Below are 16452 nucleotides of genomic sequence, written 5' to 3'. Positions count from 1 at the left end.
ATAAAAATTCTGATAGTATACCCCCCTATAGTATCTGGAGGGCGTATGCCACATTCACCTGAAGATAAAAAACGTATCCTCACCCGTGTTCGCCGTATTCGCGGTCAGGTTGACGCGCTTGAGCGGGCGCTGGAGTCCGGCGAACCGTGCCTTGCGATCCTGCAACAAATTGCCGCTGTACGCGGCGCATCCAATGGCCTGATGGGCGAAATGGTGGAGATCCACCTGAAAGACGAACTGGTCAGCGGCGAGACAACGCCAGACCAGCGAGCCGTGCGTATGGCTGAAATCGGCCATCTTCTTCGCGCTTATCTAAAATAACACCATCACCTCGCAATAATGGGAAGAGACAAATGAAATCACGTGCAGCAGTTGCATTTGGCCCCGGCCAACCGCTAAAAATTGTCGAAATCGACGTCGCACCGCCAAAGAAAGGTGAAGTTCTGGTTAAAATTACCCACACTGGCGTGTGTCATACTGACGCTTTTACGCTCTCAGGCGACGATCCGGAAGGGGTGTTCCCGGCGGTGCTTGGCCATGAAGGCGGCGGTATTGTGGTTGAAGTGGGTGAAGGCGTCACCAGCCTGAAAGCGGGCGACCATGTCATCCCCCTGTACACGGCAGAATGCGGTGAGTGTAAGTTCTGTAAATCAGGGAAAACCAACCTGTGTCAGGCTGTACGCGCCACCCAGGGCAAGGGGTTGATGCCGGATGGCACGACTCGCTTCTCCTATAACGGCGAGCCGATTTATCACTATATGGGCACCAGTACCTTCAGTGAATATACCGTTTGCGCGGAGATCTCACTGGCGAAGGTTAACCCGCAGGCTCCGCTGGACAAAGTGTGCCTGCTGGGCTGTGGCGTCACTACCGGGATCGGGGCAGTACATAACACCGCGAAAGTGAAAGAAGGCGATACCGTGGCCGTATTTGGACTTGGCGGCATCGGCCTGGCGGTGATTCAGGGCGCGGTGCAGGCGAAAGCCGGACGTATTCTGGCCGTTGATACCAATCCGGAGAAATTCAAACTGGCGGGTGAAATGGGGGCAACGGATTTCATCAACCTGAATGATTACGATAAACCGATTCAGGATGTGATTGTTGAGCTTACCGATGGCGGTGTGGACTTCAGCTTTGAATGTATCGGCAACGTTAACGTAATGCGTGCGGCGCTGGAATGCTGCCATAAAGGATGGGGCGAGAGCATCATCATCGGCGTGGCAGGCGCCGGACAAGAAATCAAAACGCGTCCGTTCCAACTGGTTACCGGGCGAGTCTGGCGCGGTTCGGCGTTTGGCGGCGTGAAAGGGCGCACTCAACTCCCGGGAATGGTCGAAGAAGCGATGAGCGGAAAAATCCAGTTGGATCCGTTTATCACCCATCGCTTACCGCTGGAGCAGATTAACGAAGCATTCGATTTAATGCATCAGGGTAAGTCCATCCGTACCGTTATCCACTTTGGCGATAACTGATTCATTGGCCAGCGGATTTATCCGCTGGCACTTTCCTGAATTTTTTAGAATTATGTTGTGAAAGTGTGACGAATCCGGCGCTTTTTACGGTAAGTAAACCTCACGGATTGCCGATGACTATCTAACGGGCGTGTTTTCACGCATAAACCCTACAAGAGAGTCGACGGTCATGGACAACACAACATCGATGCAGGCCCAGCATAAACTGGGATTTCTGCATCAAATCCGACTGGTTCCGCTGTTTTCCTCCATTCTCGGTGGCATCCTTCTGTTGTTCGCCTTAAGTTCAGGGCTGGCAAGCTATTTTCTTATGCAGGCCGATCGCGATCAGCGCGACGTGACCGATGAGATTCAGGTCAGGATGGGGTTATCTAACAGCTCTAACCACTTACGCACCGCACGTATCAACATGATCCATGCCGGCGCGGCGAGCCGTATTGCCGAAATGGATGACATGAAGGCCAATATCGCCGAGGCAGAAAAACGGATTAAGCAATCGCAGGACGGCTTCAATGCTTATATGGCGCGTACGGTGAAAACGTCTGCTGATGAAGCATTAGACGCCGAATTAAGCGCCAGCTTCAAAGCCTATACCGACGGTTTACAGCCGATGCTGAAATACGCAAAAAACGGCATGTTTGAAGCGATTATCAACCATGAAAATGAACAGGCCAGACCGCTGGATTCCGCTTACAACAAGGTGCTGCTGAAAGCCATTGAGATTCGTACTGCCAGGGCGAATAACCTCAGCGAGCAGGCGCACCAACGTACGCAACTTGGTATGGCGTTTATGCTCGGCGCATTTGCCCTCGCGTTGGTGCTCACCGTGATGACGTTTATCGTTCTGCGCCGCACCGTTATCCATCCTCTGTTACGTGCAGCCCTGCGCATCGAGCAAATTTCGGCAGGCGACCTGACCATGCCAGAGGAACCGACCGGGCGCAGTGAAATTGGTCGCCTGAGTCGTCATCTGCAAACTATGCAGCATTCGCTGGTGAAAACCGTGGGCACGGTGCGCCAGGGGGCAGAGGAAATTTATCGCGGTACCAGTGAGATTTCTGCAGGGAATACCGATTTGTCCTCACGTACAGAGCAACAGGCCGCGGCGATTGAAGAAACGGCGGCCAGTATGGAAGAGTTAACGGCTACGGTGAAGCAAAACGCTGACAACGCGCACCATGCGAGCAAGCTGGCGGAAGACGCTTCCGGCAAGGCCAGTCGTGGCGGTCAGATGGTTTCTGGCGTGGTGAAAACCATGGGCAATATCTCAGGTAGTTCGAAGAAAATCTCTGAAATCACAGCCGTTATAAACAGTATTGCTTTCCAGACGAATATCCTGGCGTTGAACGCGGCGGTAGAAGCGGCGCGGGCGGGAGAGCAGGGACGCGGGTTTGCCGTGGTCGCCAGTGAGGTACGCACGCTGGCGAGCCGAAGCGCGCAGGCGGCAAAAGAGATTGAGGGTTTGATTAGCGAATCGGTACGACTCATTGACCAGGGATCCGATGAAGTGGTCGCGGCGGGCAATACCATGACGGATATTGTCGATGCGGTAAAACGCGTGACCGATATCATGCTGGAAATTGCGGCGGCCTCTGATGAGCAGAGCCGGGGTATTGTACAGGTGAGCCAGGCGATTTCGGAGATGGATAAGGTGACGCAGCAAAACGCCTCTCTGGTTGAAGAAGCGTCGGCCGCAGCGGCATCGCTGGAAGAACAGGCGGCACGTTTAACTGAAGCCGTCGGTACATTCCGCTTAAATGGGGGAAGCGCAATAAAGCGCGCTGCTGGTACCAAAATATCGGGCCATTCAAGTCTGCAGGCAGCAACGGTCAGTGATGATAACTGGGAAACGTTTTAACACGCTATAAGGGACCAGATGGTCCCTTAATTTTGGGTATCAAAACGGTATGGTTTTGCGTATCGCGCCAATGAGGATTTGCGCGGCAGAGGAAAGCTGCACGTCTACACGGGTAAGAATGCCAATAGGTTCACCCGCCCCGTGGGTGGGAATCGGCAATGATACCAACGTCGCCTGACGTAAATCTTCCCGGACCGCGCCTGACGGCACAAACCATACATAGTCGTAGTCAACCGTCAGCTGGCGGGAAAGCGATGCTGACAGCGTTTCGATGCAGCCCGGCGGCATTTTGCAACCCTGGCTTTGCAGCAGCGTCTCCGCGTGCTGACGAGGAGCGGTTCCTTTTGGTGACACCACAACGGGCCATTCCATCACCCGACTCAGCGTGATGGTTTCCTGCAACAACGGGTGGTTAGGCCGCACTACCAGTTTGAGCGACTCAAGAAACAACAGCTCGTAATTCAGACCGACCATTAATTCCGGATCGGCCATCCGACCGATACCAAGATCGATTTCTCCCGATTTTAAACCGGCCAGAATCATGGGATTACTCATGGTGGCAACTTGCAGCGTCGTCTCCATTTGCTGCTTATGGAACGGACCGATTACCGCCGGAAGAATACCCAGCGCAGCGGTGGGTAAGGCCCCAATCCGTACGACGTCAGTCTGCGACTCTTCGCGCTGGTTTAACGCCTGTCCGGCCGTATTGAGCGCGTCCAGTACTCTCACCGCATGGGTAAGAAACTGCTCGCCGGGCAATGTTAACTGCGCGCCAAGGCGACCGCGTTCAAACAGCCGGGTACCGGTCAGCTGCTCCAGTTCATTCAGTGTTTTGGAGAGGGCCGGCTGGCTCAGATTAAGGGTTTCAGCCGCGCGCCCCAACGTTCCCTGTTGTGCAACGGCGACAAAAGTATGCAGGTGGCGCAAGCGAATGCGCTGATTGAACAGAACATTTTTTTCCATAAGCGATGTTAAAAACAGAGCCGTGTCGGTGACAAGTGAAGTTGTTCGTTTTTGATAACTTGATAGCAAAATATTATTAACATTTATCATGTTTTACTTACAACTTATTTATTTTGCTCATGTTTTATACAGCCAGGCAGGGTGGTGGGATCATGGAAGGGAATGCACCCAGTCGTTATACTTTGAATATTGTTTGCTTTTGCACCCTTTCTCTCACAAGGCACTGATTAATGATACATGTAGTAGGACACCTTAATCCCGATAGCGATGCTATTTGCACTGCCGCAATGACGGCGCGTTGGCTTACCTTACGCGGTCAGCAGGCCACAGCATGGCGTCTGGGTGAACCTAACCGCGAAACGCAGTTTATCTTTGCGCAAGCGGGGCTGGCACTTCCTGAACGGCTGACGTTTGAGTTGACCGATCGTGACGTCTGGTTGGTTGATTTCACCGAACCTGCCCAGGGGCCGCAATCGCTGGCAGACAGTAACGTCGTGGGGATTATCGATCACCACCGACTCGGTGGATTAGTCACCCGTCTGCCGCCAGAAGTGTGGGTGAAGCCTGTCGGCAGTAGCGCGACGCTGTTATGGCAACTGATGTCGGAAGATGAGCGTAGCCAGTTATATCCCGCGGAGGCCGTTTTGTTGCTGGGTGCCGTGCTGAGTGACACTGTCACGCTTCGTTCGCCCACGACCACCGCTGATGATCGTTTGGCGGTCGATGCGCTGGTTCAAAAGGCCGGTGTAGACCTGGACGCCTTCAGTCGCGACCTGCTGTCTGCCAAAACGAGCGTGGAAGGGATGAGCGCCCGCGAACTCCTGCAGAAAGACATTAAAACCTTCACTATCCATGGGCATCAGGTCTGTGTGGCGCAGCTTGAACTGTACGCGCTGCAGCAGGTTGATACAGTGCTGGATGAATTATGCCAGGAAATGACGCGCTATGCGCAGGAAAAGAATGCCGCGCTGGTTGTGCTCATGCTCACCGATATTAATCTGGGCGACACCAGTCTGTGGTTTGCCGGTTCTGAGCTTTCTGACATCCCGCAGCCCTGCAAGGTGGAAGGTATGCTCAGCCGTAAAAAACAGATGCTTCCCTGGCTGGAAAGTCATTTAAAACCACGCCAGTAGGTTCGGTTCGCCGTCTGTATGGGGTGGGAAACTTACGCGGGGTCACACTTTGTAAATTCTTCCCACCGGACTTTGCAGCGTTCTCTACACTCCAGGTAATATTCACTGGAGGCATGACATTATGGCGAACACCATCACGGCAGATGAGATTCGGGAACAATTTTCGCAGGCAATGTCAGCAATGTACCAGCAGGAAGTCCCGCAGTATGGCACGTTGCTGGAACTTGTCGCTGATGTGAATCTGGCGGTACTGGAAAATAATCCGACGCTGCATGAAAAACTGGCTAATGCGGATGAACTGGCCCGGCTAAACGTTGAGCGCCACGGCGCCATCCGGGTGGGCACTGCGCAGGAACTTGCTACGCTGCGCCGGATGTTTGCCATTATGGGCATGTATCCGGTGAGTTACTACGACCTCTCTCAGGCCGGCGTCCCTGTACATTCCACGGCTTTTCGGCCCATCGACGATGCCTCGCTTTCGCGCAACCCTTTTCGGGTATTCACCTCGTTATTACGGCTCGAATTAATCGAGAACGTAGCGCTGCGGCAAAAGGCTGCGGAGATCCTTGCAAAACGCGACATTTTCACTCGTCGTTGTCATGAACTGCTGGATGAGTTTGATGCGCAGGGCAGTTTTACGCCTGAGCAGGCGCAGGAGTTTGTCCATGAAGCACTGGAAACCTTCCGCTGGCATCAGCACGCCACGGTAGATGAAGCGACCTATCACGCATTACACAACGAACACCGGCTGATTGCCGATGTGGTGTGTTTCCCTGGTTGTCACATCAACCATCTGACGCCGCGCACGCTGGATATTGACCGGGTACAGTCCATGATGCCGGAATGCGGCATAGAGCCGAAAATATTGATTGAAGGGCCGCCGCGCCGCGAGGTGCCGATTTTATTACGTCAGACCAGTTTCAAAGCGCTGGAAGAACCGGTGCTGTTTGCCGGTGAAATGCGCGGCACTCACACGGCGCGTTTTGGCGAGATTGAACAGCGCGGCGTAGCGCTCACGCCGAAAGGCAGAGCCTTGTATGACGAACTGTTGAATAAAGCGGGAACGGGAAAAGACAATCTGACGCACCAGCTGCATCTTCAGGAGGTATTCAAGGCATTCCCGGATAGCGAGTTTCTGCTGCGCCAACAGGGGCTCGCCTGGTTTCGTTATCGACTGACGCCATCAGGTGAAGCGCATCGCCAGGCCATTCGCCCGGATGACGATCCGCAACCGCTCATTGAGCGCGGCTGGCTGGTTGCGCAACCTATCACCTACGAAGATTTCTTACCGGTTAGCGCAGCGGGGATTTTCCAGTCAAATCTGGGTAATGAAACTCAGGCTCGCAGCCATGGGAATTCCAGTCGCGACGCGTTTGAAGAGGCACTGGGTTGCAAGGTATATGACGAATTTATGCTGTATCAGGAGGCTGAAGAGCGAAGTAAACGGCGGTGTGGTTTACTTTAACAGAATTTACACGGGATTCAGTCTGTTCCCATCGACATAAAATATTTTCGATTTTGTACAGATAATCGGCGACCAACAATTGGATTATTAATGAATTTTGTCTAGAGTGAGCGGTCAGAAATGTGCACTCTCTTGCCGCAGATTTTGACCGGCGCGGGACCATTTACACGACCAGAAGGACTCACTTTCAGGCATGAATCGCAGACGATTTATTAAAGGTTCAATGGCAATGGCCGCCGTGTGCGGAACCAGTGGTATTGCATCACTCTTTTCCCGCGCCGCCTTTGCGGCAGAGTCTGACATTGCAGACGGAAAAACCGTACGTTTTGATTTTTCCGTTCTGCAATCGATGGCCCACGACTTAGCACAGAAACCCTGGGGCGGCGAGCCGCGTGCGTTACCCGACACGCTGGCGAAATTGACGCCGCAGGCCTACAACAGCATTCAATATGACGCAGAGCAGTCTCTGTGGAACAATGTTGAAAATCGTCAGCTTGATGCGCAGTTCTTCCATGTGGGAATGGGATTCCGCCGCCGGGTTCGCATGTTCTCGGTCGATGACAGTACGCATATGGCGCGTGAAATCCACTTCCGTCCGGAGTTGTTTAAATACAACGACGCGGGTGTGGATACCAAACAACTGGAAGGGCAAACCGACCTCGGGTTCGCGGGTTTCCGCGTATTTAAAGCGCCAGAACTGGCTCGTCGTGATGTGGTTTCTTTCCTCGGCGCCAGCTACTTCCGCGCTGTGGATGACACCTACCAGTACGGTTTATCGGCGCGTGGTCTGGCGGTAGATACCTATACCGACAGCAAAGAAGAGTTTCCTGATTTCACCGCTTTCTGGTTCGAAACGGTTAAACCGGGCGCGACCTCCTTTACCGTGTATGCGCTACTCGATAGCCCAAGCGTAACAGGTGCCTTTAAGTTCGTGATCCACTGCGAGAAAACGCAGGTGATCATGGATGTACAAAACCATATCTACGCGCGTAAAGACATCAAGCAACTCGGCATTGCGCCGATGACCAGCATGTTCAGTTGCGGCAACAATGAACGTCGGATGTGCGACACCATTCACCCGCAGATTCATGACTCCGATCGTCTGGCGATGTGGCGGGGCAACGGCGAGTGGATCTGCCGTCCGCTGAATAACCCGCAAAAACTGCAGTTCAATGCCTATACCGATAACAACCCGAAAGGGTTTGGTTTACTGCAGCTCGATCGCGACTTCTCTCATTACCAGGACATCATGGGCTGGTATAACAAGCGTCCGAGCCTGTGGGTCGAACCGCGTAACCAGTGGGGCAAGGGGACCATCGGCCTGATGGAGATCCCGACGACTGGCGAAACGCTGGATAACGTCGTCTGCTTCTGGCAGCCGGAGAAGTCGATTAAAGCCGGCGATGAGCTGGAATTTAAATATCGTCTGTACTGGAGCGCGCAGCCGCCGGTACGTTCGCCGTTGGCTCGCGTGATGGCGACCCGTACAGGCATGGGCGGCTTCCCGGAAGGATGGGCGCCGGGCGAGCACTACCCGGAGAAATGGGCGCGTCGTTTTGCCGTTGACTTCGTCGGTGGCGATCTGAAAGCCGCTGCGCCGAAAGGCATTGAGCCGGTGATAACGCTCTCCAGCGGTGAAGCAAAACAAATTGAGATCCTCTACGTGGAGCCTATCGACGGCTACCGTATCCAGTTTGACTGGTATCCGACGTCTGACTCAACCGACCCGGTAGATATGCGTATGTTCCTGCGTTGCCAGGGCGACGCCATCAGCGAAACCTGGCTGTATCAGTACTTCCCGCCAGCGCCGGATAAACGTCAGTACGTTGACGACCGTGAGATGCGTTAATCACTCCTTTTACGGCTCTCCTGAGGGGGAGCCGTATCTGCAATCTTTCTGAAAATAGTCTGTACGCTATTTACTCGATCCTGTTCGCATTTTTCTGTATGGGAAATGGGTACTCTGGAGCTGTGTATTTCTTATACACGTTCTTGTCCACTAACAGGGAGAAAGTATGTTTCCAGAATACAGAGACCTTATTTCCCGACTGAAAACCGAGAACCCTCGCTTTCTGTCCTTATTCGAAAAACACAACAGCCTTGATCATGAGATCTCCAGACTGGAAGGTGCGGATGGTCGGGGGTATAGTTTGGACATTGTTCGCCTTAAGAAACAGAAACTCCACCTGAAGGAAGATCTGCTCAAAATTTTGCAAAAAGAGAGTGTCGGTGAGAGCTAAGTAAAACAGCGCTTGCTGTATAAAAGGGCTTCCAAAAGGGAAGCCCTTCCTGTTTTATGATGAGCAGAATTAGCTGCTTAACGATCGTAACGGAAAGAAAATGCCAGAAGTGATAACCATTAATGATTGGCTGGAACTGCGTGCCGTCGAAGAACAACACGTCACCCCTCTGCATCAGTTGGTGCTGAAAAATAAAACCTGGCTCCAGCAGTCGCTGAACTGGCCGCAGTTTGTCGAATCCGAGGACGACACGCGCAAAAACGTGCAGGGAAATATGATGTTGCACCAGCGCGGCTACGCCAAAATGTTCCTGATTTTTGCACAACAGAATCTGGTGGGTGTCATTGCGTTTAACCAGATAGAGCCGCTGAACAAAGCGGCCTATATTGGTTACTGGCTGGATGAAGCTCACCAGGGTAAGGGCATTATGTCCCTGGCGCTACAGGCATTGATTCATCATTATGCGCAGCGCCAGGAAATTCGCCGCTTTGTGATTAAATGCCGCGTAGAAAACGTTGAGAGCAACCGGGTGGCATTGCGCAATGGCTTCCAACTGGAAGGATGTTTACGACAAGCAGAGTTCCTCAATGGCGATTACTATGATGTGAATCTCTATGCCCGCATCATTGATAGTCCCTCAGAATAAGCCTGCGATAGGTGTGCGCGTAATGCGCTGCTCACCATTGATCACCTTCGGCCCGCGCAGATGAATAGCATCGCCATCAAACGCTTCAATGTGCGCCAGGCCGGTTATCTCAATGTGATTCTCGACCAACACTTCTCCAAGAACGCAGGCGTGACCTTCAATCAGGATGTGATCGTCAAGCTGGATTGGTCCGCCGCGTAATGTAGCATGTCCCCCGACCAACACATGGTGCTTCAGCACGCAATTACCCTCGACTACCGCGTGTTCTGCCACCTGTGAACTGTAGCGCAGGGTAGGAATAGCATCTTCATCGGTTCCGGCGATGACGCGCGCATGCCCGTAGACTTTGGCGCAATCGCAAATCCAGACATTATTCTCTTCATTACCTTCCACCTGGGCAAAATCAAAAACTTCCGCCCGATGTTCAATAAAGGCGTAGTTGATTTTCGCATCGCCATAGATCTGCGCCTGATGCACTACGCGTGAGTTGCTGATGGTCGCCCGATCGTAAATCTGCAGCAACTGGTCGTTTTCAACAGTGAGTCCCCTGGCGGCAATGATTTCGGATCCACATACAACGCGTGCATTACCCCAGAGAAGGCACTCGCCGCGAATAACCGAATCCTGTATCGTGACGTTGTCACGTATTTGTGCGTAATGGCTGATTTCTGCCCGGTCAATCCACACGGCATCGCCTATTTGCGCGCCATCTCTGACGACGCTTGCCTGAGTAACCCGGGCGTTTCCGGTTATCGATGCGCCGGAAAATGCGAGCGCATTTACATCGTAAATCCAGCAATCACCGCTTTGCGACAAGACGCTTTCGTCATCAATCCAGCCGCCAGGCGTACCGGCGGTAACATCATTAAAATCAATGAGCGCAATGATTTGGCGTAGTAATACGCTTTTTTTATTGCCATTATCCTGGTAACTAAAGGAGCGAAGCTCATCGCTGAGTCGATATTTGGTCATTGCTTATTTCCATGTTGCGCACCTTAGTTAAACGTAGCAAAGTTTTCCGCACTGGCTAAACCGGCTGAAATTCCATAAAATGCATTTCAAATATACTTTAAAAAATAAACAAAATGAGTAAGAACAAACAGAGTGAACGGGTCCTCAATCTTCCGGCCGGTTATTTTGGCATGGTTCTGGGGACAATCGGGATGGGATTCGCCTGGCGCTATGCCAGCCAGATTTGGCCGGTGAGCCACTGGATTGGCGACGGTTTAGTGATTCTCGCCATGGCCATTTGGGGGCTGCTGACGCTGGCTTTTATGTATCGCTTGCTGCACTTCCCGCACAGCGTACTGGCTGAAATTCGTCACCCGGTGATGAGTAGCTTTGTCAGTCTGTTTCCGGCCACAACCATGCTGGTAGCCATTGGCTTTGTTCCCTGGTATCGACCGCTGGCGATCGGGTTATTCAGCATTGGCGTGGTGATACAACTGGCGTACGCGGCCTGGCAAACGGCAGGATTATGGCGTGGAGCGCATCCAGAGGAAGCCACCACGCCGGGTCTGTATCTGCCGACCGTCGCCAATAACTTTATCAGCGCAATGGCCTGTGGTGCGCTTGGTTTCAATGATGCCGGAATGGTGTTTTTGGGGGCAGGCGTATTTTCCTGGCTCAGCCTGGAACCGGTGATCCTGCAACGTTTACGTAGCTGCGGGGAACTGCCAGCGGTCTTACGGACTTCGCTAGGCATTCAACTGGCGCCCGCGCTGGTCGCTTGCAGCGCCTGGCTTAGCGTCAACGGCGGTGAGGGGGATACGTTAGCCAAAATGCTGTTCGGCTATGGTCTGCTGCAACTTCTGTTTATGCTACGTCTCATGCCATGGTACCTGTCGCAACCATTTAATGCCTCGTTCTGGAGCTTCTCGTTTGGCGTGTCGGCCCTGGCGACGACGGGCCTGCATCTGGGACACGGCAGCGAATCAGGATTTTTTCATACGCTGTCTATCCCTCTGTTTATTTTTACCAATTTTATCATTGCATTATTACTGATACGTACGCTTGCTTTGCTGCTGCAGGGAAAGCTGCTTATCCGCACAGAACGTGCTGCATTACTGAAATCTGAGGATAAATGATGACTCATTGCGACGAAAACTACTTTACTGAGAAATACGATTTAACCCGTACGCATTCCGATGTTGTTGAAGCGGCAAAAGTGGTCGCGCCAGGTAAAACATTAGATCTGGGCTGCGGTAATGGTCGTAACAGCCTGTACCTTGCGGCAAACGGCTATGACGTTACCGCATGGGATAAAAACCCCATGAGCATAGCGAACCTTGAACGTATTAAAGCGGCGGAAGGACTGACCAACCTGCATGCGCAAGTCGCGGATCTTAACGCCTTACGCTTTGATGGCGAATATGATTTTATTCTTTCTACCGTTGTGCTGATGTTCCTTGAGGCTAAAACTATCCCGGGACTGATAGATAATATGCAGCGCTGCACGAAGCCAGGCGGATATAATTTAATCGTTGCGGCAATGGACACTGATGATTTCCCGTGCACTGTTGGTTTTCCGTTTGCGTTTAAAACGGGTGAATTACGCAACTATTACAGCGGGTGGGATCTGCTGAAATACAACGAAGACGTGGGTGAACTTCATCGTACGGATGAAAATGGTAATCGCATTAAACTGCGCTTTGCCACTATGCTGGCACGCAAAACTGTCTGAAGCTCCTGTCTGGGTTAACTCTCTCTGCGTTCAGCATTTTTTATGTTGAGCGCAAAGATAAAATTGTGCGGTCCTTACCATTTTTAGTGCATCCAAAATGAATCTGTTTTGCTATTCTTTTTAGGCATCATTGCGAAAACTAAAGGGATCGTTTCATGCGTACTCATACTTTATTTAAAGTTGCAGTGCTTACTGGCTTGTTGGCATTATCCGGCTGTGCGTCAAAAGTGACCGAACCGGATAAATATTCTGGGTTTTTAAAAAATTACTCTGATCTGAAGGAAACAAAATCGGCAACCGGACAAACGGTACTCCGTTGGGTTGACCCGAACTACAACGAATCCAAATATGACAACATTGTATATAACCCGGTAACGTATTATCCGGTTCCTAAACCTACTACGCAGGTAGGGCAGAAGGTTCTTGATCAACTACTAACCTACACCAATACACAGTTGAAATCCGCAATCAGTAAACGTAAACCCCTGGTGACTACCCCTGGGCCACGTAGCCTGATTTTCCGCGGGGCAATTACCGGTGTAGCGACCAGTAAAGAAGGGCTGCAGTTCTACGAAGTGATCCCGGTTGCGCTGCTGGTTGCGGGAACGCAAATGGCAACGGGCCACCGTACCATGGATACCAACCTCTACTTTGAGGGTGAGTTGATTGATGCGGCGACCAATAAACCGGTTGTTAAGGTTGTACGTAAGGGTGAAGGTAAAGATCTGAACAACGAAAGCACGCCGATGGCGTTCGAAACGTTGAAGAAAGTTGTTGATGACATGGCGACTGATGCTTCCATGTTTGACGTGAACAAAAAAACACAATAATAATGATGAACGCACCATCYTWRGATGGTGCGTTTTTTTATGCCGTTCGGCGACGATATACGAGCTTACCCATCAGCGCTTCTGGTCGGGCAAACATCACCAGGTTCCCCAGCAAAATCAATACTAATCCCACAATCGCATTTACCTGCCAGATATACCCTTCATACAATGTTGACAGCGTGAGTGCGACCAGAGGAAAAAGCAGCGTACTGTATGCGGCCTTACTGGGACCAATGCGACCGACCAGTGTGAAATAGGCGCCAAAGGCAATCACCGAACCAAAAATAGCCAGGTACAGCAGTGCGCTAAGATAGCTGAAAGTCCACTGCGGAGTGAAGTCATCGCCACGCACCAGCGCAATAGCGGCGATCAGCAATGTACCGTACAACATGGCCCAGCTATTGGTGGTCAATACTTCCAGCCCTTTTTTCTGATGGCGCAGACTTATCATGTTGCCCAATGAAAAACCAAAGGTTCCCAGAGCGCTTAAGCCGATGCCCAGCAGAAGTGAATGGTTGAACCCACTGTTGAGTAAGTCCTGCCAGAACAGGGTGACAATGCCAGTCAGACCGAGACCGGCGGCAATATAAAAGCGCATCGGCGGTTTTTGGCCGAAAAACAGAAAGCTATTGACCGCATTGAACAGGACGGCCATCGAGAAAATCACCGATTCAAGGCCCGTGTTAATCCACGCCGCAGCCGTATAAAAACACCAAAAGTTAAAGCAAAAAACGCATCCGCCTTGTAACAGACAAAACAGATGGTCACGACCAGATAGTTTGCGTAATTTACCGCTAACCAGCAGGATTATTATCATCACCGAGCTGGCAACGGCAAAGCGCCAAAAGATAGAAACCGGCGCTGAAACCGGTCCTTGTTGCAGATAAATGGCAATCCATGTCGTTCCCCAAATCACTACCACCAGGCAGTACAATAGCGCGTTCATACAACTCTCTCTTTTGGTCTTCAGGCGCACACTGTGTCACGTTGGGTAGCAGGGGGCTTTCATCAGATTGCGGTGGACTTGCAAAATCTTGCGCTTTTTTTCGCGCAAATGTGAAAAGGAGCTGTTAACAATATGTAGCTGATATAAACTGAAAGCCTGCTAACTTATTTTGAATGTGATGGTATGTCTCAGCCCTACGGTGCCTTTGAAAACTTACGCAAACACAATGCCGTGCTGCACGAGTCGGTTGCGTTACATTCAGGGATCCAACTGGCGGCCTGGTCAAATAAGCGTGATACCATTACCCAGTATTGCGATCACCATACCCTCAGCTTATACATCGCCGATGGCTACGAGAGTTACCACAAGACGGCCGGCGGCTGGAAGAATGGCGGTGGGCCGGACCGTTTTTGCCTGATGCCGAAAGAGAGCGAATCCAGTTGGGATATTCGTGACGATCTTTCCTTTGTTCATCTCTATTGTACGGACGGCCATTTGCGCGAAGTGGGTGAAAAAGTCTGGGACAAAAGCCCTTATAGCTTCACGCTGGATGAGCATACGTTTGGCAGCGATCCGGGGATAACAGCGGTTTATCGTCAGTTTTTACTCGGGAATGACTGGCAACAACCGGCCAACCATCTCACGCTCAGCGCCGCGTCTTCGCTACTGCTCACGCATCTGATCCAGCATTACAGCAACGTCCAATGGCAGTTGCCCGTTGTCACCGGGGGGCTTGCGCCTGCCACATTGCGCAACGTGCTGGCCTACATAGAAGCGCATCTGGCGTACCCCATTACCCTGAGCGATTTGGCAAGTGAGGCGGCGCTGAGTGAGTTCCATTTTGCCAGAATGTTTCGCCAGTCAATGAATATGGCGCCGCATCAGTACGTTATGCAACGACGCATGGTATTAGCCCAGCATCTGGTCTGTCATTCTTCCCGCAGTTTGTCGGATATTGCGATGGCTTGCGGGTTCAGTTCAGCGAGCCATTTCAGCAACCGGTTTAAGCAGGTGACGGGTAAAACGCCAACGCAGTTACGTGCGGCGAAATAAAGTAAACACCGCGTAGCACACACCTCCGGCGATCAGCCCCCAAAATGCAGACCCAACCCCCCATAGCGTCAGGCCACTGGCAGTGACCAGAAAAGTAATGATAGCCGCATCACGCTCGGATTCATGATGTAATGCCTGGTATAAGCTGCCGCTAATCGTGCCAAGCAGCGCCAGGCCCGCCAGCATTTGGATCCAGCTTACGGGCAAGGCCGCCATCAGTCCGGTGACCGAACCGCCAAAAACCCCTGCCAAAAGATAGATGACACCCGCCGCCGCCGCGGCAAGCCAACGTCGCGTTGCATCAGGATGCGCTTCGGGACTTTGGCAAATTGCCGCGGTTATGGCGGCAATGCAAATGGAATAGACGCCAAAAGGGGAAAACAGCAGCGCCAGCAGACCGGTAAAGACAATCAACGGTGAAACGGGTAACGCATAACCTGACGCCTTCATGGTGGCGATACCAGGAGCATTTTGCGAGGCCATGGTAACCAGAAACAGGGGCAGTGCGATGCTAATGCTGTGGGCAAATGAAAAATGCGGGGCGATAAACTCAGGTAACACTGGAGATAAACTTACCTCATTAGTGACAATGTCACCTTTTATCAGTGCGATGATTATACCTATCAGCATCGCGGCGATTGTCGCATACCGTGGGGCAATGACTTTAAACGCTAACCATGCCACCAGCATGCTACCGCATAAGATAAGCTCACTATTAAGGCTACTGAACGCCTGCAGGCCAAAGCGTAGCAGGATCCCGGCCAGCATGGCTGACGCCAGCGAGTGGGGGATTATTTTCATCAGTCGGGCAAAGAGTCCGGTTACGCCGCACAGCACAATTAAGGCGTTAGCCACGATGAAAATACCGATCGCGTCCTGAATCGTTACCCCTTGCAGGCCCGTAACCAGCAGTGCGGCGCCGGGCGTTGACCATGCAGTGAGAACAGGGGCGCGATACCATAATGTCAGCGCCAGCGTACTAACGCCCATCGCTATTCCCAGCGCGGTCATCCAACCCGCAATTTGCCCTGTCGTCGCACCTGCGGCCAGCGCCGCTTGCCAGATAATGGCTGCCGAACTGGCATAACCGACCAGCACCGCGACAAAACCTGATAGCACGGTAGGCAGAGGGATTGAAAATGTGCGCATAGCAACTCCGTGTG

At 52.1% G+C, this 16452-nt stretch carries 16 protein-coding genes; 12 read left to right on the top strand and 4 right to left on the bottom strand.

Going from position 1 to position 16452, the window contains the following annotated elements; translation table 11 throughout:
* The first annotated feature begins 45 nt into the window (after positions 1 to 45).
* The 3 genes from JSN25_RS16430 to JSN25_RS16420 all read left to right on the top strand — a co-directional run bounded on the left by JSN25_RS16430 (position 46) and on the right by JSN25_RS16420 (position 3330).
* Positions 46 to 321 carry a metal/formaldehyde-sensitive transcriptional repressor gene (locus JSN25_RS16430; RefSeq protein WP_003833178.1) on the top strand — a complete coding sequence of 92 codons (276 nt, stop codon included), beginning with the start codon at positions 46 to 48 and terminating at the stop codon, positions 319 to 321.
* A 32-nt stretch (positions 322 to 353) separates the two neighbouring features.
* On the top strand, positions 354 to 1472 hold the full coding sequence (locus JSN25_RS16425) for an S-(hydroxymethyl)glutathione dehydrogenase/class III alcohol dehydrogenase (RefSeq protein WP_204525145.1): 1119 nt from the start codon (positions 354 to 356) through the stop codon (positions 1470 to 1472).
* Between the two features lie 169 nt (positions 1473 to 1641).
* Positions 1642 to 3330 (top strand): methyl-accepting chemotaxis protein, encoded by a 1689-nt coding sequence (locus JSN25_RS16420; RefSeq protein ID WP_159121777.1) that lies wholly within the window; start codon positions 1642 to 1644, stop codon positions 3328 to 3330.
* Positions 3331 to 3369: 39 nt separating this feature from the next.
* Here the strand turns inward: JSN25_RS16420 and JSN25_RS16415 are convergent, their stop codons facing one another.
* Positions 3370 to 4293 carry a LysR substrate-binding domain-containing protein gene (locus JSN25_RS16415; RefSeq protein ID WP_038640774.1) on the bottom strand — a complete coding sequence of 308 codons (924 nt, stop codon included), beginning with the start codon at positions 4291 to 4293 and terminating at the stop codon, positions 3370 to 3372.
* A 230-nt stretch (positions 4294 to 4523) separates the two neighbouring features.
* Between JSN25_RS16415 and JSN25_RS16410 the strand changes: the two genes are divergently transcribed.
* From JSN25_RS16410 to rimL, 5 genes are all read left to right on the top strand, one after another.
* Positions 4524 to 5426 (top strand): manganese-dependent inorganic pyrophosphatase, encoded by a 903-nt coding sequence (locus JSN25_RS16410; protein ID WP_204525144.1) that lies wholly within the window; start codon positions 4524 to 4526, stop codon positions 5424 to 5426.
* 121 nt (positions 5427 to 5547) lie between these two features.
* The gene (gene hglS / locus JSN25_RS16405) at positions 5548 to 6891 is read left to right on the top strand and encodes a 2-oxoadipate dioxygenase/decarboxylase HglS (protein ID WP_069324946.1); all 1344 of its coding nucleotides are present in this window, start codon (positions 5548 to 5550) and stop codon (positions 6889 to 6891) included.
* Between the two features lie 193 nt (positions 6892 to 7084).
* Entirely contained in the window at positions 7085 to 8740 is a 1656-nt protein-coding gene (locus JSN25_RS16400; RefSeq protein ID WP_038640767.1) for a glucan biosynthesis protein D, read from the top strand.
* Between the two features lie 166 nt (positions 8741 to 8906).
* Positions 8907 to 9131 (top strand): HP1242/YdcH family protein, encoded by a 225-nt coding sequence (locus JSN25_RS16395; RefSeq protein WP_038640766.1) that lies wholly within the window; start codon positions 8907 to 8909, stop codon positions 9129 to 9131.
* A gap of 100 nt (positions 9132 to 9231) precedes the next feature.
* Positions 9232 to 9777 carry a 50S ribosomal protein L7/L12-serine acetyltransferase gene (gene rimL, locus JSN25_RS16390; protein WP_199952049.1) on the top strand — a complete coding sequence of 182 codons (546 nt, stop codon included), beginning with the start codon at positions 9232 to 9234 and terminating at the stop codon, positions 9775 to 9777.
* On the opposite strand, the gene ydcK is transcribed toward rimL, so the two are convergent.
* Positions 9769 to 10749, bottom strand: coding sequence for a YdcK family protein (ydcK, locus tag JSN25_RS16385; protein WP_185655814.1), 981 nt, complete (start codon positions 10747 to 10749; stop codon positions 9769 to 9771). The two genes, rimL and ydcK, sit on opposite strands and share 9 nt — an antisense overlap.
* A gap of 113 nt (positions 10750 to 10862) precedes the next feature.
* Between ydcK and tehA the strand changes: the two genes are divergently transcribed.
* The 3 genes from tehA to JSN25_RS16370 all read left to right on the top strand — a co-directional run bounded on the left by tehA (position 10863) and on the right by JSN25_RS16370 (position 13290).
* Complete coding sequence (gene tehA / locus JSN25_RS16380) at positions 10863 to 11864, top strand: dicarboxylate transporter/tellurite-resistance protein TehA (RefSeq protein WP_204525143.1); 1002 nt, start codon at positions 10863 to 10865, stop codon at positions 11862 to 11864.
* A complete protein-coding gene (gene tehB / locus JSN25_RS16375) occupies positions 11864 to 12460 on the top strand; it encodes a tellurite resistance methyltransferase TehB (RefSeq protein WP_160956186.1) in 597 nt (198 codons plus the stop codon). Before tehA ends, tehB begins: the two co-directional genes overlap by 1 nt.
* 155 nt (positions 12461 to 12615) lie before the next feature.
* The gene (locus JSN25_RS16370; RefSeq protein ID WP_038640757.1) at positions 12616 to 13290 is read left to right on the top strand and encodes a DUF3313 domain-containing protein; all 675 of its coding nucleotides are present in this window, start codon (positions 12616 to 12618) and stop codon (positions 13288 to 13290) included.
* A gap of 37 nt (positions 13291 to 13327) precedes the next feature.
* On the opposite strand, the gene JSN25_RS16365 is transcribed toward JSN25_RS16370, so the two are convergent.
* Complete coding sequence (locus JSN25_RS16365; protein WP_085048159.1) at positions 13328 to 14236, bottom strand: DMT family transporter; 909 nt, start codon at positions 14234 to 14236, stop codon at positions 13328 to 13330.
* A gap of 183 nt (positions 14237 to 14419) precedes the next feature.
* Here JSN25_RS16365 and JSN25_RS16360 point away from each other — a divergent pair, with 183 nt between their 5' ends.
* Positions 14420 to 15289, top strand: coding sequence for an AraC family transcriptional regulator (locus JSN25_RS16360; RefSeq protein ID WP_085048160.1), 870 nt, complete (start codon positions 14420 to 14422; stop codon positions 15287 to 15289).
* Here JSN25_RS16360 and JSN25_RS16355 read toward each other — a convergent pair.
* Positions 15272 to 16438 (bottom strand): benzoate/H(+) symporter BenE family transporter, encoded by a 1167-nt coding sequence (locus tag JSN25_RS16355; RefSeq protein ID WP_204525142.1) that lies wholly within the window; start codon positions 16436 to 16438, stop codon positions 15272 to 15274. The genes JSN25_RS16360 and JSN25_RS16355 overlap by 18 nt on opposite strands.
* Positions 16439 to 16452 lie beyond the last annotated feature (14 nt).

Origin of the sequence: Citrobacter cronae (assembly GCF_016893685.1) — a bacterium.
Classification (GTDB): domain Bacteria; phylum Pseudomonadota; class Gammaproteobacteria; order Enterobacterales; family Enterobacteriaceae; genus Citrobacter; species Citrobacter werkmanii.
This window is presented reverse-complemented; position numbering and strand designations above follow the sequence as displayed.

What these genes read in the sequence shown, in the direction of transcription:
- JSN25_RS16425 (WP_204525145.1), top strand. Translation starts at nt 354, where the DNA reads ATGAAATCACGTGCAGCAGTTGCATTTGGCCCCGGCCAACCGCTAAAA.
- ydcK (WP_185655814.1), bottom strand. Translation starts at nt 10,749, where the DNA reads ATGACCAAATATCGACTCAGCGATGAGCTTCGCTCCTTTAGTTACCAG.
- JSN25_RS16360 (WP_085048160.1), top strand. Translation starts at nt 14,420, where the DNA reads ATGTCTCAGCCCTACGGTGCCTTTGAAAACTTACGCAAACACAATGCC.
- tehA (WP_204525143.1), top strand. Translation starts at nt 10,863, where the DNA reads ATGAGTAAGAACAAACAGAGTGAACGGGTCCTCAATCTTCCGGCCGGT.
- JSN25_RS16430 (WP_003833178.1), top strand. Translation starts at nt 46, where the DNA reads ATGCCACATTCACCTGAAGATAAAAAACGTATCCTCACCCGTGTTCGC.
- tehB (WP_160956186.1), top strand. Translation starts at nt 11,864, where the DNA reads ATGACTCATTGCGACGAAAACTACTTTACTGAGAAATACGATTTAACC.
- JSN25_RS16415 (WP_038640774.1), bottom strand. Translation starts at nt 4,293, where the DNA reads ATGGAAAAAAATGTTCTGTTCAATCAGCGCATTCGCTTGCGCCACCTG.
- hglS (WP_069324946.1), top strand. Translation starts at nt 5,548, where the DNA reads ATGGCGAACACCATCACGGCAGATGAGATTCGGGAACAATTTTCGCAG.
- JSN25_RS16410 (WP_204525144.1), top strand. Translation starts at nt 4,524, where the DNA reads ATGATACATGTAGTAGGACACCTTAATCCCGATAGCGATGCTATTTGC.
- JSN25_RS16365 (WP_085048159.1), bottom strand. Translation starts at nt 14,236, where the DNA reads ATGAACGCGCTATTGTACTGCCTGGTGGTAGTGATTTGGGGAACGACA.
- JSN25_RS16420 (WP_159121777.1), top strand. Translation starts at nt 1,642, where the DNA reads ATGGACAACACAACATCGATGCAGGCCCAGCATAAACTGGGATTTCTG.
- JSN25_RS16400 (WP_038640767.1), top strand. Translation starts at nt 7,085, where the DNA reads ATGAATCGCAGACGATTTATTAAAGGTTCAATGGCAATGGCCGCCGTG.
- JSN25_RS16395 (WP_038640766.1), top strand. Translation starts at nt 8,907, where the DNA reads ATGTTTCCAGAATACAGAGACCTTATTTCCCGACTGAAAACCGAGAAC.
- rimL (WP_199952049.1), top strand. Translation starts at nt 9,232, where the DNA reads ATGCCAGAAGTGATAACCATTAATGATTGGCTGGAACTGCGTGCCGTC.
- JSN25_RS16355 (WP_204525142.1), bottom strand. Translation starts at nt 16,438, where the DNA reads ATGCGCACATTTTCAATCCCTCTGCCTACCGTGCTATCAGGTTTTGTC.
- JSN25_RS16370 (WP_038640757.1), top strand. Translation starts at nt 12,616, where the DNA reads ATGCGTACTCATACTTTATTTAAAGTTGCAGTGCTTACTGGCTTGTTG.